This window comes from Wolbachia endosymbiont (group A) of Clivina fossor (assembly GCF_964026865.1).
Taxonomy (GTDB): domain Bacteria; phylum Pseudomonadota; class Alphaproteobacteria; order Rickettsiales; family Anaplasmataceae; genus Wolbachia.
This window is the reverse complement of record NZ_OZ034707.1, coordinates 1686081-1701128: the sequence shown is the minus strand read 5'-3', so window position 1 is coordinate 1701128 and position 15048 is coordinate 1686081. Positions and strand designations below refer to the sequence as shown.

Annotated in this window: 17 protein-coding genes and 4 pseudogenes; 17 read left to right on the top strand and 4 right to left on the bottom strand. The window is 35.1% G+C overall.

Features of this window, described 5'->3' with window-relative positions:
* The first annotated feature begins 135 nt into the window (after positions 1–135).
* The 10 genes and pseudogenes from AAGD99_RS08535 (at position 136) to AAGD99_RS08490 (ending at position 5830) form a co-directional block, all read left to right on the top strand.
* Positions 136–312, top strand: a complete 177-nt coding sequence (locus tag AAGD99_RS08535) for a hypothetical protein (RefSeq protein WP_182319925.1) — start codon at positions 136–138, stop codon at positions 310–312.
* Positions 306–1289 (top strand): recombinase family protein, encoded by a 984-nt coding sequence (locus AAGD99_RS08530; RefSeq protein WP_341823154.1) that lies wholly within the window; start codon positions 306–308, stop codon positions 1287–1289. The genes AAGD99_RS08535 and AAGD99_RS08530 overlap by 7 nt, the downstream gene beginning before the upstream one ends.
* A complete protein-coding gene (locus tag AAGD99_RS08525) occupies positions 1273–1665 on the top strand; it encodes a zinc ribbon domain-containing protein (protein WP_341823234.1) in 393 nt (130 codons plus the stop codon). Before AAGD99_RS08530 ends, AAGD99_RS08525 begins: the two co-directional genes overlap by 17 nt.
* Positions 1658–2086 (top strand): hypothetical protein, encoded by a 429-nt coding sequence (locus tag AAGD99_RS08520; protein ID WP_341823153.1) that lies wholly within the window; start codon positions 1658–1660, stop codon positions 2084–2086. The genes AAGD99_RS08525 and AAGD99_RS08520 overlap by 8 nt, the downstream gene beginning before the upstream one ends.
* Before the next feature lie 83 nt (positions 2087–2169).
* Positions 2170–2718, top strand: a complete 549-nt coding sequence (locus AAGD99_RS08515) for a head-tail connector protein (RefSeq protein WP_341823152.1) — start codon at positions 2170–2172, stop codon at positions 2716–2718.
* Between the two features lie 207 nt (positions 2719–2925).
* Positions 2926–3336, top strand: a complete 411-nt coding sequence (locus AAGD99_RS08510; RefSeq protein ID WP_264732286.1) for a DUF3168 domain-containing protein — start codon at positions 2926–2928, stop codon at positions 3334–3336.
* Complete coding sequence (locus AAGD99_RS08505; protein ID WP_341823151.1) at positions 3311–3700, top strand: phage tail tube protein; 390 nt, start codon at positions 3311–3313, stop codon at positions 3698–3700. The genes AAGD99_RS08510 and AAGD99_RS08505 overlap by 26 nt, the downstream gene beginning before the upstream one ends.
* Before the next feature lie 65 nt (positions 3701–3765).
* Positions 3766–4542: a hypothetical protein gene (locus AAGD99_RS08500; protein WP_341823150.1), complete on the top strand. Its 777-nt coding sequence runs from the start codon at positions 3766–3768 to the stop codon at positions 4540–4542.
* A gap of 253 nt (positions 4543–4795) precedes the next feature.
* Positions 4796–4897: pseudogene (locus AAGD99_RS09040) on the top strand (IS630 family transposase); the annotation flags it as partial.
* 306 nt (positions 4898–5203) lie between these two features.
* Positions 5204–5830 (top strand): hypothetical protein, encoded by a 627-nt coding sequence (locus AAGD99_RS08490; protein ID WP_341823149.1) that lies wholly within the window; start codon positions 5204–5206, stop codon positions 5828–5830.
* A 110-nt stretch (positions 5831–5940) separates the two neighbouring features.
* Here the strand turns inward: AAGD99_RS08490 and AAGD99_RS08485 are convergent.
* Positions 5941–6955, bottom strand: a protein-coding gene (locus tag AAGD99_RS08485; protein ID WP_341822277.1) for an IS630 family transposase whose coding sequence is annotated in 2 segments (ribosomal slippage) — positions 5941–6489 and positions 6491–6955 — 1014 coding nt in all. Because the reading frame shifts where the segments join, the coding sequence is not laid out codon by codon here.
* 66 nt (positions 6956–7021) lie between these two features.
* On the opposite strand from AAGD99_RS08485, the pseudogene AAGD99_RS08480 reads away from it, so the two are divergent.
* The 3 genes and pseudogenes from AAGD99_RS08480 to AAGD99_RS08470 all read left to right on the top strand — a co-directional run.
* Positions 7022–7685: pseudogene (locus AAGD99_RS08480) on the top strand (IS630 family transposase); the annotation flags it as partial.
* A gap of 37 nt (positions 7686–7722) precedes the next feature.
* A pseudogene (locus tag AAGD99_RS09035) lies at positions 7723–7842 on the top strand (transposase); the annotation flags it as partial.
* Positions 7843–7990: 148 nt separating this feature from the next.
* Positions 7991–8353, top strand: a complete 363-nt coding sequence (locus AAGD99_RS08470; RefSeq protein ID WP_341823147.1) for a hypothetical protein — start codon at positions 7991–7993, stop codon at positions 8351–8353.
* 89 nt (positions 8354–8442) lie between these two features.
* Here AAGD99_RS08470 and AAGD99_RS08465 read toward each other — a convergent pair whose 3' ends face one another.
* From AAGD99_RS08465 to AAGD99_RS08455, 3 genes are all read right to left on the bottom strand, one after another.
* Complete coding sequence (locus tag AAGD99_RS08465; protein ID WP_341823146.1) at positions 8443–9678, bottom strand: hypothetical protein; 1236 nt, start codon at positions 9676–9678, stop codon at positions 8443–8445.
* Positions 9679–9737: 59 nt separating this feature from the next.
* The gene (locus tag AAGD99_RS08460; RefSeq protein WP_341822314.1) at positions 9738–11084 is read right to left on the bottom strand and encodes an IS110 family transposase; all 1347 of its coding nucleotides are present in this window, start codon (positions 11082–11084) and stop codon (positions 9738–9740) included.
* A gap of 213 nt (positions 11085–11297) precedes the next feature.
* A complete protein-coding gene (locus tag AAGD99_RS08455) occupies positions 11298–11633 on the bottom strand; it encodes a helix-turn-helix transcriptional regulator (protein ID WP_341823145.1) in 336 nt (111 codons plus the stop codon).
* 113 nt (positions 11634–11746) lie between these two features.
* Between AAGD99_RS08455 and AAGD99_RS08450 the strand changes: the two are divergent.
* From AAGD99_RS08450 to AAGD99_RS08435, 4 genes and pseudogenes are all read left to right on the top strand, one after another.
* Positions 11747–12292, top strand: a pseudogene (locus tag AAGD99_RS08450) (Rpn family recombination-promoting nuclease/putative transposase); the annotation flags it as partial.
* 427 nt (positions 12293–12719) lie between these two features.
* A complete protein-coding gene (locus tag AAGD99_RS08445) occupies positions 12720–13259 on the top strand; it encodes a reverse transcriptase N-terminal domain-containing protein (RefSeq protein ID WP_341823144.1) in 540 nt (179 codons plus the stop codon).
* Positions 13225–14508 (top strand): reverse transcriptase domain-containing protein, encoded by a 1284-nt coding sequence (locus tag AAGD99_RS08440; RefSeq protein ID WP_341823143.1) that lies wholly within the window; start codon positions 13225–13227, stop codon positions 14506–14508. Before AAGD99_RS08445 ends, AAGD99_RS08440 begins: the two co-directional genes overlap by 35 nt.
* Entirely contained in the window at positions 14505–14936 is a 432-nt protein-coding gene (locus AAGD99_RS08435; protein WP_341823142.1) for a hypothetical protein, read from the top strand. The genes AAGD99_RS08440 and AAGD99_RS08435 overlap by 4 nt, the downstream gene beginning before the upstream one ends.
* Positions 14937–15048: the final 112 nt, after the last annotated feature.

The following is a 15048-nucleotide window of genomic DNA, read 5'->3' as shown; positions in this document are numbered from 1 at the left end:
AATATTGCAATAAACCTGAAACTTGAGAAGACTATTTCTCGAAAGCTTCTACAAAAAGAACGGAGAGTTGAATTTATTTATAGAGCTAATGATCAAATAACCATATGTCTCGATGAATAATATATGGTAGAGCTCATGGGCAACAAAAAATTAATAGTTCGGATTAGTTGTAGTTATGAAGTAAATCGATTAGCAGAGTTGTATCTATTAGATGCATATGAAAAATTAGTGTTAAGTAAACCAATAAAAGCGAGCAAAAAGGAAGAAAACTCTGAATATAAGAAAGTAGATTTGAGGACGGTAAAATGGTAACAGTTAGTTTATATGCAAGAGTTTCTTCAGGTAGGCAAGCACAAGAAGATACAATAGCAAGCCAAATTGCTGCTATAGAGAATCAAATTAGTATGGATGGACATAAATTATTAAATGAATATAAATTTATTGATAATGGTTATAGTGGTTCTAACATAATCCGTCCTGGTTTGGAAAAATTACGTGATAAAATAGCAGAAGGTAACATTGATAAGGTTTATATTCATTCTCCTGATCGTTTATCTCGTAAGTATGCATATCAGATGATATTACTTGAAGAGTTTAAGAAATTAGGAGTGGAAGTCATTTTTTTAAATTATCAAATTAGCGATAATCCAGAATCTCAATTACTATTACAAATGCAAGGTATGATAGCAGAATACGAACGTGCAAAAATCATGGAACGAAGTCGTCGAGGAAAGATTTATGCAGCAAATAAGGGTTGTATAAGTGTAATGAGTGCTGCTCCTTATGGCTATCGTTATATAAACAAAAATACAGAAACAGGACAGGCCTTATTTGAGATTTATGAAGAAGAAGCTGAAGTTGTTCGTAAAGTATTTTCTTTGGTAGGAAGAGAAAGAGCCAGTATAGGAGAAGTATGTCGTAGGCTAAGTGCTATGTCCATTATGACGAGAACTGGAAAAGAGTATTGGGATAGGGCTGTAGTTTTGAGTATGTTAAAAAACTCTGCTTATAAAGGACAAGCAGCTTTTGGTAAAACAAGGTTTGGCGTAAAACTAAAACATATAAGACCGAAAAAAAACTCCTGCGAGCATCCAAAAGATAATTATTCTACTTATCCTGTTCCAAAAGAGGATTGGATTTATATTAAAGTACCTAGTATAGTAAGCGAAGATTTATTTGAAATCGTTCAAGAACAATTAGCTGAGAATAGAAAAATAGCAAGAACAAGACAAAGAGGAGCAAGACATTTATTGCAAGGTTTAGTAGTATGTAATACCAATTCTCAATAATAATGAGACAAATGAAAAAGAGTGCTTTCCGCCTATAACTGGAGGTTTAAGTGAATTTATCGTATATTCTATTTGTCTTCCCAATAACGAAGTTTGGTATAAGCTTTGCAATTATGCATATTATGGTACTAGCACTGCAAGGAATAAGGAGGGGAAAAAAACTAATAATCAGGTATATTATCGTTGTGTTGGCACGGATTCATACCGTTTTGGCGGTAATAAAATGTGTAACAACAAATTAATTCGTACAGATACATTAGACATGGCTGTGTGGGAAGAGGTGAAACATCTATTAAAAAATCCGAATAGAATATTAGAGGAGTATAAACGTAGACTTTCAGAACTTACCACTAGATCAAAAAAGCGCTTTGCTTGAAACACAAGAAGATAAATTAAAACGAGGTATTGCAAGGTTAATTGATAGTTATACTCAAGAATATATTGATCAAGAAGAATTTGAGCCAAGAATTAAAGCAATGAAACAAAACTTAAAAATGGTTGAAGAACAAAAGAAAAAGATATTTGATCAGAAAAAACTCACACAAGAGTTAACTCTAGTAGTAACAAATTTAGAGGGGTTTTCCTCTAGTATTAACTCAAGTCTTAATAATGCAGACTGGCTAACTAAACGTGATATTATTAGAACGTTAGTTAAGCGAATTGAGATTAATTTTGAGGATGTAAACATCGTGTTTAGAGTAAAAGAGCTTCCAGACTCTTTTCATATGGAGAAAAATCAATGCTTGCAATGTTGTTGTAGGGGTAAGTGCTCCTTTTTTTGTCATCCCAGTGCGTGACACTGGGATGACAGAAGAAGGTGCTGGGATGACAAAATAAGGAGCGTTAGAATGACAAAAATATATTTATAAGGAGGGTTATTATGTCAATAAGATCTACTTCACCAAGAATACATGTGCAACGTAAATCTAAGCCTGAATCTTTTCCAGTTACTTTAGAAGAGGTTAAATCTTTTTTACGCATTGAGAACGATCAAGATGATAAGTTGATTTCAGATCTAATTTTTATGGCAACTGATTATGCTGAGTGGCATATGGAAAAGTCACTGGTGAAACAAACATGGCAAGTTTCATATGAAGATTATGTACCTCGTAGGATCTATTTAAGCTATGGCCCTGTGAGTAAGATAGTATTGGCTACTGCAATGATGTCTAAAGGTCAAGAGAAGAGAACACTTAAGTATTATTTTAGTGATGTAGGGGGCTACGTTGAGTTTTTCAATTATTTGAATGCAATAAGAGTTGATGTTGTATACGAGGCTGGCTATGACAATGTTCCTGAGCAGATAAAACTAGGTATTATGCGGCATGTTTCTGCTATTTACAAAGATCGTGAATCGGGGGTAAGTAGCCATTTGTCTGAAGTGAAGAAGGTGTATTCTCCATTTCGCGAACCAAAGGTTGTTTTGTAGCTCTTTCTTGTCATCCAAACTGGGCTACCTACGTCATACCGTCACGGTATCTCACATAGATCCCGCTAACACGTAGCGGAATGACAGCAGTCCTACGTCATACCGTCACGGTATCTCACATAGATCCCGCTAACAAGCAGCGGGATGACGAGTTTGTATCGGGAAACGCTGCTTATGTTTTAGCTATATATCTTTCGAGGATTAATCATGGAAAAAATTCAAGCTATAAACGAGTTGTACAATAGTATTTATGCAGCACTAAAAGCAAACTCTGATTTAAGGAAATATGTTACTAACATTTATGACTACTTACCTAAACAGGTCACCATTCCTTACCTGAGATTGCATGTAGTGAATTATAATAATCTGCACATGCTGTCCAATTTTGCTACAAAGGCAAGATTTTCATGCGACATATATACCCATCATATAGGCAGTATGTTTGCCATTATAAGGCATATTAACTTGATACTTAAGAGTATTAAATATTCTGATAATGAAACTATTTTGGAAAGTAATTGTGCTATGAGTCAGCACGATGAAATTTTACATTCAACAATTAATTTTGATATTTTAATGAAAGGAGGCGATAATGAGCAAATTACAGCTAAAAATTAAAGATCATGACAATAATTTTATTGTGTTAAATAATATACGAAACCTAAGGTTTACTTTGCGTAATAACAGAGAAGAGGTGAAAGATATTTCTTCTTTTGGCTGGAGAAAAGTGCTCGATTGTGCTGGAAGCAGACACATTACGATAAAAATTAATGGAATTTTAGACTCTGTATTAGCTGATAAATTATTACGTAATTCTGCTATATTAAACTCTAATAATGATTATGAAATTAATTTTAACACTAAGGAAAAGATCAGATTACGGTGTTCAGTTGAACTGTATGAGAGATATTATGACCCTGCTGCTTTTGACAGTTTTACTGTAATTTTAGCGAGTGCTGAAGTTGTAAACGCTTTTCATTAATGTTAATTTAATTTTTTCATATACAATAGTAACTGGTGAGAATTTTAACTAAATTAAAAAAAATCATGAACGACGAAAACCTTTTCGAGGAAGACGGTGGTAATATTGAAGAAAATAACAATGACAGAAGAGAGAGAAGTTTAGAAAATGAAAATCAAGAAGAACAATACAAAGAGGAAGATAAGCAATACATAATACAGTATATTCAAGACTATTTAAAAGTTTTTGAGGATATTCTAAATCAGATCGACGAAGGAATTGATAATTCGGATAGTTACGAAAGGACTATGCAAATAAAGCGAAGCATAGACAGGCTCATAGAGACTTTATATAGTCAGGCTGCATCTGAAGATATTGATGCAGAATTTGAAACCACAAAGCATACTCGCGATAAATCAGAATCTATGAAAAGGGTTAGAGAGAAAAGAAGGAAGCAAGCAATAGAAGAAGTATTAAGTAGCATGTTTGCCCAGCAACAAAAGGAGCTAATGAACGCTAAACACTTAAGTCATGGACATGAAACAGCACATGATGATGAAGCAAAAAAACGAGTGAAGTCTTCAATCAGGGGAGTGTTGTTTTCGGTGATTGCTCATAGGATGGATCCAAGAAGGAGAGCAGGGGAAACTGCTGACGATAACGAAAAGCAAGCTCATATATATGGCAGGGAAGCAGTTGGTGGAGCTTTAGGTGCATTGTTAAAAACATTTTTAACAGCAGTTACTGCCGTTGTGCGCGAAATTGCTAAGCCACTTCAGCATATCAGCAAACAGGAAACATCTTTTGCAAAACAAGTTGAAGAAAGCAGAAACGCAGATTCACAAAAAGGTCGATCTGTGTAGACTTTTCCTTGTAATAATCTTTCGATTCTACTGTCTGTTAATTCATAATTAGGGTTATATAGCTAACTGAAAAAAGGTTACCCCAGAAGGGATAAAAAGGTATAAAATGGCTTTAGATAAGGTAGAATGATGCCAAAGTGAGGATCTGAGGGAACGTGTTTTGAAAGTAGTAGACGAGAAAAAAATGACTATGGAGAAGATAAGCAAGAGAAAAGATAATTGAAAAATTTGGCAATATGTGCAAAGACAAAGATACTCGCCGGATTTAAATCCAATTGAAAAGTTATGGTTTGCCATCAAGCATGCCATAAGAAAAGCTCTGCAGAACTTTTGGCCCGATATCAATTCGGCTATTGATTTTAGCACTCGGGGAAACCTTACTTGGGTTAGCTATAGTTTGCTTGCTCACAAGCAAACTTTCCTGGATCCAAGTAGTCAAGCTACTCGGATGACATCCTCCCTAGTGAATATTGCTCTTAATTTGTAACTAACCTAAGCTATAAATGTTAAGAAATTTACCAGGCAGAAAAAAAAGGCAAAAGAAGCCCCGGTTACTATCTATTTTCAGTATTAACGAAAAATAAAAAGGGTAAGTTAGTAAATCAAGAAGGAAGGGAAAGTAGAATAAAAGAGCTAGGAAAAGTTTTGCTTTGCAGAGAACGTGGAGCAAAGAGATCTAACGTATTATATTTTCAATAACAGGGCAGATTTTCAACAGTATAATGACATTCTGGGTGCTAACAGCGATAGGGCAGAGGGGGTGATCGTAAACAATCGTAATATTGTAACATTCAGATCACGTGCTATGGATAATATCTTAGCTCATGAGATAACTCATTTATTGCAAGCTAAATTTGCACCACAAGCAATTCGAAGTTTCGCTAGTCAAACACCTGAGGTAATACCGTATTTTATTGGAGAAAAGGTAGAGGAATTGAACAACGAAAAAGAGAAATTGAACAACGAAAAAATGCAAGCAGCAAAATCTTCAAGTGAAGCAGAGAATGGGCGACGCCGCCGTCGTTCTATAGATCAATCCCACATAGAACCACCTTTCTCAACTAATTCTGATAATCAGGCTTTAGCTCCTAATACAACAAGAGCGTTACCTTCACTAAATCTTGAATCAAAGATAAAGAACAATCAGGCTACAAGTGGAGCAAGTAAGCCATCTTCATGGATAAATGTTTTTGCTAATACTATAGTAGATGCTGTTAAAGGTGTTTCTCAGTTTATCTCTTCTCCTTTTAAGCCAGCTTATAGATATGAAGCATTCCCAACCTTCTAAAGCTATTACAGCTCAAGGTATTGATACAAATGGTACACTTCTTTTATTAGATGTATTTATAAGAAAAGTTACAGGCCAAAAGTATATTTCTAACGATATAATACCAAATCTCATAAATAAGTAGGCAAATAACTCACAGAACAAATGGTTTTGATCGAACTTTCCGTAATATTACGAATGAATGCACATACAGTATCCTCCAATAAACTAACAGAGTCATATATTCTATTTTTAATGAGATTGTCTTTCAAATATTGCCATAAACGCTCTACTGGATTTAACTCTGGTGAATATGGAGGTAAATAGATTAAGGTAATATTTTGTGGTATTTTTAAACCTTTGGATCTATGCCATCCTGCACAATCCACAACAAGAAATGCCTCCCTTGTTCCTAAATATTGTGACATCTGCTCAAGGAATATATTCATACAATCAGTATTGACGTTTGGTACGAATAAGCTAGAACTCTCTCCATTTCTAGGATTAACTGCACTATAGAGATAAAAGTTTTGCCTACCTAATTTTACCTTAACCTGTGTCCTAATGCCTTTTTTAAACCACCCGTGTCCAATCTTTGAATGTGTGCCAAACCGCAACTCATCGAAGAAAAATAGCTCTTTTTCGGGATACGTGACAATAGTTTCATTAAGATTTTTTTTTAAACTCTTCTTGTTTATTTTTATCCTGTTTATTGTGCACAGGCCTTGGAGTAATATACGAAAAACCTAACTTTTGCATCAGTCTATGTGCTGTAGACTTACTTACCTCAATAGAAAACATTTTCTCAATTATGATTTTTAATTTCTTAGCCGTTAGGTTGGCTCCTTCTTCTGCTATGACATTTTTAATTTCTTCTTGCTGCTTGTAGCTCAACTTCGGCTTTACTCCACGTCCTGGTTGTATTTTAAACGCATTGACTCCTCCTTCCTTAAATCTTGTAATCCACTTCATCAATGTAGTTCTAGTAATTCGGTATATTTGAGCAACTTTTGTTATTCCATATTCTTTTGCAGATATTATTGCCTGTAATCTTCTTCCTATCTCTCCTCTTATGCCGTGCTTCTTTAATTCCAGGTTACACTTATTATATAATTCTTCTCCTATTGCTTTACTTTTTCCTGCCATAACTCCCCACTAATTCTTAAATTATTCTATTTTAGAAATTTTTCTTTATTCGTCTATTTATTTTTAGGAATTGGTATAAGTAAGTCTACAGCACATAGACTGATGCAAAAGTTAGGTTTTTCGTATATTACTCCAAGGCCTGTGCACAATAAACAGGATAAAAATAAACAAGAAGAGTTTAAAAAAAAATCTTAATGAAACTATTGTCACGTATCCCGAAAAAGAGCTATTTTTCTTCGATGAGTCGCGGTTTGGCACACATTCAAAGATTGGACACGGGTGGTTTAAAAAAGGCATTAGGACACAGGTTAAGGTAAAATTAGGTAGGCAAAACTTTTATCTCTATAGTGCAGTTAATCCTAGAAATGGAGAGAGTTCTAGCTTATTCGTACCAAACGTCAATACTGATTGTATGAATATATTCCTTGAGCAGATGTCACAATATTTAGGAACAAGGGAGGCATTTCTTGTTGTGGATTGTGCAGGATGGCATAGATCCAAAGGTTTAAAAATACCACAAAATATTACCTTAATCTATTTACCTCCATATTCACCAGAGTTAAATCCAGTAGAGCGTTTATGGCAATATTTGAAAGACAATCTCATTAAAAATAGAATATATGACTCTGTTAGTTTATTGGAGGATACTGTATGTGCATTCATTCGTAATATTACGGAAAGTTCGATCAAAACCATTTGTTCTGTGAGTTATTTGCCTACTTATTTATGAGATTTGGTATAAGATAGCCTCTACATTAAATAAATCTATCCAGATGGGGGAAGAAGAAGGTAAAAAAGCAGAAGTAGCAAAGAATCTACTTAAAGCGGGTATTTCCCTTGATATCATTCTCCAAACAACAGGCTTGTCTAAAGATGAACTTGAGAAACATAATAAAACAGAGATAGTTAATTTTATAGCCTATAAAACAGGGGAAAATATGAAAGACTGGAGGCTAGCAAGGGGACGTTCTCAGGAGGATTTAGGAAATGAAGTCGGTTTAACAGGTGCGACGCTATGAGCAAGGAACCCATATTATGACAATAGGAAAACTATGTAACGCAGCAGACAAATTATCAACGCACGCCAAAACTCTACTGCCGAAAATTAGTGAACTAATAGAAAAAGGCAATGTTGAAATTGAAAGAAGTAATGAGGATAGAGAAGGAGAAAATGGAGTACTAGATTTAGTGAGAGAGTATAATAAAATTGAGGCTGAAGAAATACGTGATAAATTTTATTCATTAATTATGTCAGTATCTAAAAGAATACAGATTGATAAAGAAAAGGGTAAAAAAATAGGGAGAACAGAAATGGCAAAAAATCTACTTGAAGTGGGTATTCCTACCAATGTAATATGTCAAGTGACTGGCCTACACAATCTTGAAGCTATAAGATAATTTCTTTAGAAAATCTCTTAAACCATTAACCTAACATTACCTCCTTTCACACTTGTGCCATTTCCGCTTAACTTGCTACGCCTGTCAGATTAACGACATTGTGATCTGCTGATTATTTCAACATCACTATCGCTAGAATGTAAAGAGTTCATTGACTGACTGCGTGATATTGGCGGTACCTCATCTAACTTACTACTTGGACGTGACTGATCATCATTGCTACCACTGGGACTTGATGGCCTGCTACGTGACATCGGCTGTGCGTTTGGATCATGTTGCTGATCAGATTGAGTACCAGAAGCTTGAGCACCCTGTTGATTATTGGTAGCTCTAGCATTTTGTTGTTGACTAGCACTTGTTTTTTCCTGCTTTTTTGTTGTTCCTTTAAGGATTTGAGTCATGGATTGTTGTGTAGTGTTTGTATCTCCTGCTATATTTTGTAGCAGCTTTTGTATTTGTGACGTACTAGCTTTTGCCTTCTCCATTTGTATCACTGACCGTGCAATTGTTTTCTGTACTTTAGCTTTTGTCTTCTCCTGATCATCTTCTATTTTCCTCAAGTTAGCTTCTACCTTCTCCTGATCAACTTCCACCTTCTCCAATTTGACCTTTACCTTCTCCTGATCAGCTCGGGCTTTCTGTATACTAACTTCTAACTCTTTACACCTACTCATCAACCCTTCCACTTTACTAACCCCTACATAATTCTCAGGTTTAAATTCTTTTGCTAAATAATCTTTATAGTATATTTTCATTATATTAGTAAATTCCTCTTTCACCTCTTCACGACCTATCTCATCAGTTTCTCTTCCTAAGATTTTTCTTTTCAGCCACCCTTCATGCTCAGTTTTACCATCACAATACCAACGCATTAAATAGAAAGAGGCTTTGTACAGATCTGTTACCCGTTCCTCCTCTTCATAGATATCACTATCTTCATTACTCTCACTTTTTCCCCACAATACATTCCTTATTCCATCTTTTATTTCCCGTTTTGTACTCTTTATCTTTTGTATTATTCCTTCTGATTTTTCTCCTATTTGAGACAGTTCCTTTTCTTTTGCACACACTTTGCTACACATTAATAAGGCATTTATATATTCCACAAACGGCAGCACAAAATACTCATCTGCATCTTTATAATTTTTTGCTCTAAAGGGTTGTAACTTTCCTTGCGTCAAATCCCTAGAGAGTTTTTTTAGTTGTTTTAAAATATTTAATTGTACTCCACTTCCACTTAACATCTTATCTATAGAAGGTTCTATATAACTCAAGTCTTTATCTGTTTCGCAACCTCTTTTTACTGATTTCAGTTTCTCAATCAAACTCTCGTAATCGTCTACATATAAACTACAACAAGCTAGTGCTTTATTCCTTTCTTCTCCTAAGAAACTCCCTCAACTAGCTCTTCCTGTTGCACCAAGATATAACCAAAATCCCGTGCCTTTTTGATCAAATTTTTCACGACTCTCTCTTTGTAACGTGTTTCGTAATAGTTCATTCCTTTTTCTACATACTTTTGTCCGTATCTCAACATTTGATAGAAGATACACGCTAATTTCCTTGCTGTAGCAGTAATTGCTTTTGGGGATCCTAGTTGCTTTTTTAATCTTCTATAATATGCACCCAATGCACTCTTACTTTTTCCCACGGCATAAGCAGCCATTCGAAAGGCATTTGCAGCACGATTGATAACCTCACGAGTTCTTGTCCTAAATACTTTTTCCCCTGTAATCTTATTAGCAGGACTTAGCCCTAACCATGAAGTAAAATGCTTTTCTGATCGCCATTTACTGTAGTTAATACCAATTTCCGAAATAATAGCTTGTACAGTTAGTACATCAAATCCAGGAATTTTAGTAAAATCTATACCGGTTACTCGATACAATTCTTCACGCAAGGCAAAGTTTGGCTTATCTTTTCGATACTTACTTCTTTCCTTGCTTAACTCTTTACTCTCGTCAGATTTCGCTTCAAATGTCTTATAGTGGTTTTCAATATTTTTGTCACACTCTGCTATTTTTTCCTGATAAACATTGTATAGTTCAAATTCCTGCTGTAATGCAAATAAATGTTCCTCTCTGTAGTCACCTGTTAGTGCTTTGGCAATAGCCGATTTATCACTCTTTATTCGCACATCCCTTAATTCAGCTAATTTATTAGGATTTCTTTCACCTTCGATTATAGCCTTAATAATTTGCATTCCAGTGACACCTGTTATATGGCTTATTACTTTATGTAACTGAATATTCATTTGTACTAACGCCTTTTGCATCCTATTAATATGTGTAGTCGCACTTTCTGTAAGATTTTTACGTTGCCGAACATAACTACGCAATATGCACATTTGATCATCTGGCCTAAACGATCCTTGGATTAACCCATAACTGTGTAGTTGTTGTAGCCATTGGCAATCCTGGACGTCTGATTTTCTCCCAGGTACATTTTTTACATGCCTTGCATTTGCCAGTTTTACTTCGAATCCATACGATTCAAGTACTTGGAACAAAGGAATCCAATATACTCCTGTTGACTCCATAGCTACTGTAGTAACTTTACACTTCTTTAACCACTTTGCTATATTGTGAAGATCTTCTGTGAAGCAGCTAAACTTTTGTACACGTTGTTCATCTCTTTCTTCAGGTACACATACATAATGCACAGATGAACCGATATCTATTCCTGCTGCGTTAGGATTCATTATCTCTAATTTACTTTTTGCTTTTTTCATGGTAGCTCCTATAATTTGTAATAACGAAGTGCTTCAGCTTGGGAATGGTTAAGATTATACAATCTCCTAAACGAGGTAGTCATAAAATATGGCTCCATCAATGGTTCGAACGTTCCTCCCAAAACCATGCTATGAAACGGGCACTTATGGCACCAGTGAAAAATTCGGTTATAACTGCAAAAGCACCTCCTGTACAATTGTACTTAAAAACTGCTAAAAACTTAAATTGGAGAGTTTCTTCCTGGTTTGACAGATTTTTCTGTTCGGTGCTATGAAATTATACATTTCCTGGGTCTTGGCTTTGTCGAAACAACTATCTTCTTTTAGTACTTTTCGTCTTGGAAAGAGATTTCTAATAGGGATTGATAACGACTCTGCTATGATTTTTAGCCTTCCAATTGGAATGCCACATGCTCCTTGCTCATATCTTAGCAGTGTATGATAGTTTATGCCTGCCTTGTCTGCTAAGTTTTTCAGGGTATATTTTTGTTTTAACCTCCAGCTCCTTACTTTTTGTGCTATCTGGTACCTTATCGAGATATTTGCCATAAATATTATATAGGTTAATACTACAAAATAAAGATATACAAAATGTTTGCATTTTAGTTGAATATTTCTTCACAATTGTGTATAATTATTAATGCTTTTTAAGTGGATTTCCTATGGCTCTTTCGAAGTTTCTTGACGCACGCAATGATTATGCCTTTAAAAGAATATTTGGCACCGAGAAGAATAAAGATATTCTTATTCACTTTCTTAATGATATACTAGGTCTTACCGATGACAATAAGATTAAAGATGTCTCCTTTCTCAGTCCCGTTCAAGACCCTGTCATTGCCTCTCAAAAGCAAAGCATTGTTGATGTTCTCTGTGTTGATTCTACAGGCATAAAAACAATAATTGAGATGCAAGTCGCTAAAACTACTGGCTTTGAAAAACGTGCCCAATACTATGCCGCTAAGGCCTATTCAAGTCAAGCTGATGTAGGTGATCAGTATCATGATCTTAAAGGCGTTATCTTTATTGCCATTGCCGACTTTGTCTTATTTCCTAATAAGCTAGCTTATAAGTCTGATCATATTACTTTTGATAAGATAACTTTTGAACATGATCTTAAAGATTTTAGTTTTACTTTTATAGAGTTACCTAAATTCAAGAAAAGAGAAGATCAATTAGAAAATATAATAGAGAAATGGTGTTATTTTTTTAGTGCGACCCTGAAAGTCGTGGTTTTGTGGTGGTTAAATTCCACTTTCCCTAGACATCGGGGATAATGTATATCTCACATTTTAAAGGGTGGCAACCTTTGGGATGCAAGCATGAGATAAAAGCAGGTAACACTAAACCTCATGGTGAATCCCTGCAAACAGAGTTAGATATGATTACGAGAGGAACCTATGTTTGAATTGTCGTCAAAGCATAGTATGCGAAAAGAGGTTGAACTACGCATAGACCAAAATGGTACGAAGCAAAAGGGGAACTAAAGATTGAAGACTTTAGTTATTGATGTTCCCAGCTTCCGGCAAATAGTAGGAATCTAAGTTTAACGTGAAACGAAGCCATGGAACGGAGTAACCACATAAAAGCTCTTATATTCATAAAAATATAAGTAGGTAGCCAACCACAAGCTGCTATGTGGAAGGATTGTTTAAGAAGCTAATGCCCAAAGTAATATCTGGGATACGCAGACGTAAACACTTTAATTTGGAAGGTAAAGTGGTGAATAGTAGTGAATATGTTATGGACCAGCAAAAAGCTAGGTATGAATGGAATGGAATTCCTTGGCGAAAGCTGAAGAAATCTTCATTTAAGCTACAAAAACGAATTTACCAAGCTTCTAAATGTAATGATATCAGAAAGATGCATAATCTTCAGAGATTATTACTCAAATCAACAAGTGCAAAAACACTCGCTGTTAGGAAAGTAACACAGGACAATAGGGGGAAGAAGACTGCAGGTATTGATGGAAAGGCTAATCTTAATCAAAAAGAAAGATTACAACTATCATATTCTTTAGATATAAAAGAAAAAGCAAAGCCATCAAGACGCGTCTGGATCCCAAAACCTGGTAAGCCATCGGAGCATCGCCCGCTTGGTATACCTACTATATCCGTGTCGAGCAAAACAAACACTTGTAAAAATGGCTTTAGAACCAGAATGGGAGGCAAAACTTGAGCCAAACACTTATGGTTTTAGACCTGGTAGATCATGTCATGATGCAATTGAAGCCATATTTGATGTGCTAAAACAGAAAACAGCATATGTATTAGATGCTGATATTTCTGGATGTTTTGACAATATTAACCATAATAAACTGCTTGAAAAGCTCAATACCACACCAACGTTAAAGAAAATCATAAGAGGATGGTTAAGGGCAGGCGTTATGGAAGATGGAAAGTTTCAATCCACAAAACGTGGTACAATTCAAGGAGGGACGATCTCACCGTTGCTAGCTTGTGTTGCATTACACGGATTAGAGCAACATATCAAAAAAGCATTAACAAACGAACTCTTTCAATGCATGAAAAGAAAATATGGTAGGATATCGCATAAAAATGCGCAAAAGTCTATTAGTGTAATTTTCTACTGTGATGATTTTGTCGTCATACATGAAAGTGAAGAAATTATTCTTAGGGCAAAAGTTCTAGTTGAAGAATGGTTAAAAACCATTGGATTAGAATTAAAGCCTTCTAAGACAAAAGTTTCTCATACATTAAAAATCATTAATGGAATAAAACCAGGATTTGATTTTCTTGGATTTTCAATAAGACAATATCCAACAAAAGAAAGTAAGAAAGGTTACAAATTATTAATAAAACCAAGTCGTAATTCTATAAAGCAGCATATATTTGCTATTAAACATAAACTTAGAGAAATGCGTGGGGCGCCACAGGAAGTAGTAATAAGGAATCTCAATCCAATCATTAGAGGGTGGAGTCAATATTACTCTTCAGTAGTTTCATGTAAAATCTTTAGCTCATTGGATAATACTATACATAGAAAGCTCTGGAAGTGGGCAGTCTTTAGGCACCCAAACAAAGGGAAATGCTGGATAAAAAGAAAATACTTTAAAAAGTATAATAACGATAACTGGCGTTTTATGACAAGTAACAAGATACATCTTATTATACACAGCGATCATGTTATTAAACGACATATCAAAGTGCAAAAAACCAGATCTCCATATGATGGTGATTGGGTTTATTGGGGTAATCGTCTTAGAGAAATACCAGATAAGCCATCAAGAGTAATAAAACTATTGAAGTTACAACAAAGTAAATGCGGTAATTGTAGACTATGGTTTGAAAGTGATGATATAATAGAAATACATCATAAAGACCGGAATAGACGAAACAATATGATCAAAAATTTATCTTTGTTACATGGGCATTGTCACGATGAATTACACAGGAGGTGTGCATGACAAGCACCAAATTAGAGAGAAGCCGTATGAGGCGCAAAGTCTCACGTACGGTTTTGAAGTCGAGTGAAGAGGGGCGACCTTCTTCACTTAGACAACAACACGCTGGTGAAACAAGTGAAGATGATCTAAAAAAAATAATAGGAAGTGATTTAATTATTGGCAGGGCTTATGATGAGCTGAACCAATATAATTGGAGTAAAGAAGAACGTCTTGCTTATGACCAAGCTAAGAAACGTACCGATGATTATTTATCTAGTCTTGAAGAAAAACTTCATGAAGGCATCCAAATCGGCCATGAAAAAGGTAAAATTGAAGGTAAAATTGAAGTTGCAAAAAACTTACTGAAAGCTGGCGTATCTGTTAACTTAATAGCTGAGTCTACCGGCCTTTCGATAGATGAAATTGAACAACTCAAGAAAAAAGCCTAAGTATTGCAACTCCCTTAAAGCTCTATCCATTTTTAACTTATTATATTTCTTTATCCGCTAGTCTAGAGCCTATATCTAACTCTTCCGCTATTCTCGCTATGGCCTGTTTGAT

Excerpts from the sequence above, each read along its gene's own strand:
- AAGD99_RS08435 (WP_341823142.1), top strand. The coding sequence starts at position 14,505 with ATGACAAGCACCAAATTAGAGAGAAGCCGTATGAGGCGCAAAGTCTCA.
- AAGD99_RS08515 (WP_341823152.1), top strand. The coding sequence starts at position 2,170 with ATGTCAATAAGATCTACTTCACCAAGAATACATGTGCAACGTAAATCT.
- AAGD99_RS08505 (WP_341823151.1), top strand. The coding sequence starts at position 3,311 with ATGAGCAAATTACAGCTAAAAATTAAAGATCATGACAATAATTTTATT.
- AAGD99_RS08500 (WP_341823150.1), top strand. The coding sequence starts at position 3,766 with ATGAACGACGAAAACCTTTTCGAGGAAGACGGTGGTAATATTGAAGAA.
- AAGD99_RS08530 (WP_341823154.1), top strand. The coding sequence starts at position 306 with ATGGTAACAGTTAGTTTATATGCAAGAGTTTCTTCAGGTAGGCAAGCA.
- AAGD99_RS08535 (WP_182319925.1), top strand. The coding sequence starts at position 136 with ATGGGCAACAAAAAATTAATAGTTCGGATTAGTTGTAGTTATGAAGTA.
- AAGD99_RS08470 (WP_341823147.1), top strand. The coding sequence starts at position 7,991 with ATGACAATAGGAAAACTATGTAACGCAGCAGACAAATTATCAACGCAC.
- AAGD99_RS08455 (WP_341823145.1), bottom strand. The coding sequence starts at position 11,633 with ATGGCAAATATCTCGATAAGGTACCAGATAGCACAAAAAGTAAGGAGC.
- AAGD99_RS08440 (WP_341823143.1), top strand. The coding sequence starts at position 13,225 with ATGGCTTTAGAACCAGAATGGGAGGCAAAACTTGAGCCAAACACTTAT.
- AAGD99_RS08510 (WP_264732286.1), top strand. The coding sequence starts at position 2,926 with ATGGAAAAAATTCAAGCTATAAACGAGTTGTACAATAGTATTTATGCA.
- AAGD99_RS08460 (WP_341822314.1), bottom strand. The coding sequence starts at position 11,084 with ATGAAAAAAGCAAAAAGTAAATTAGAGATAATGAATCCTAACGCAGCA.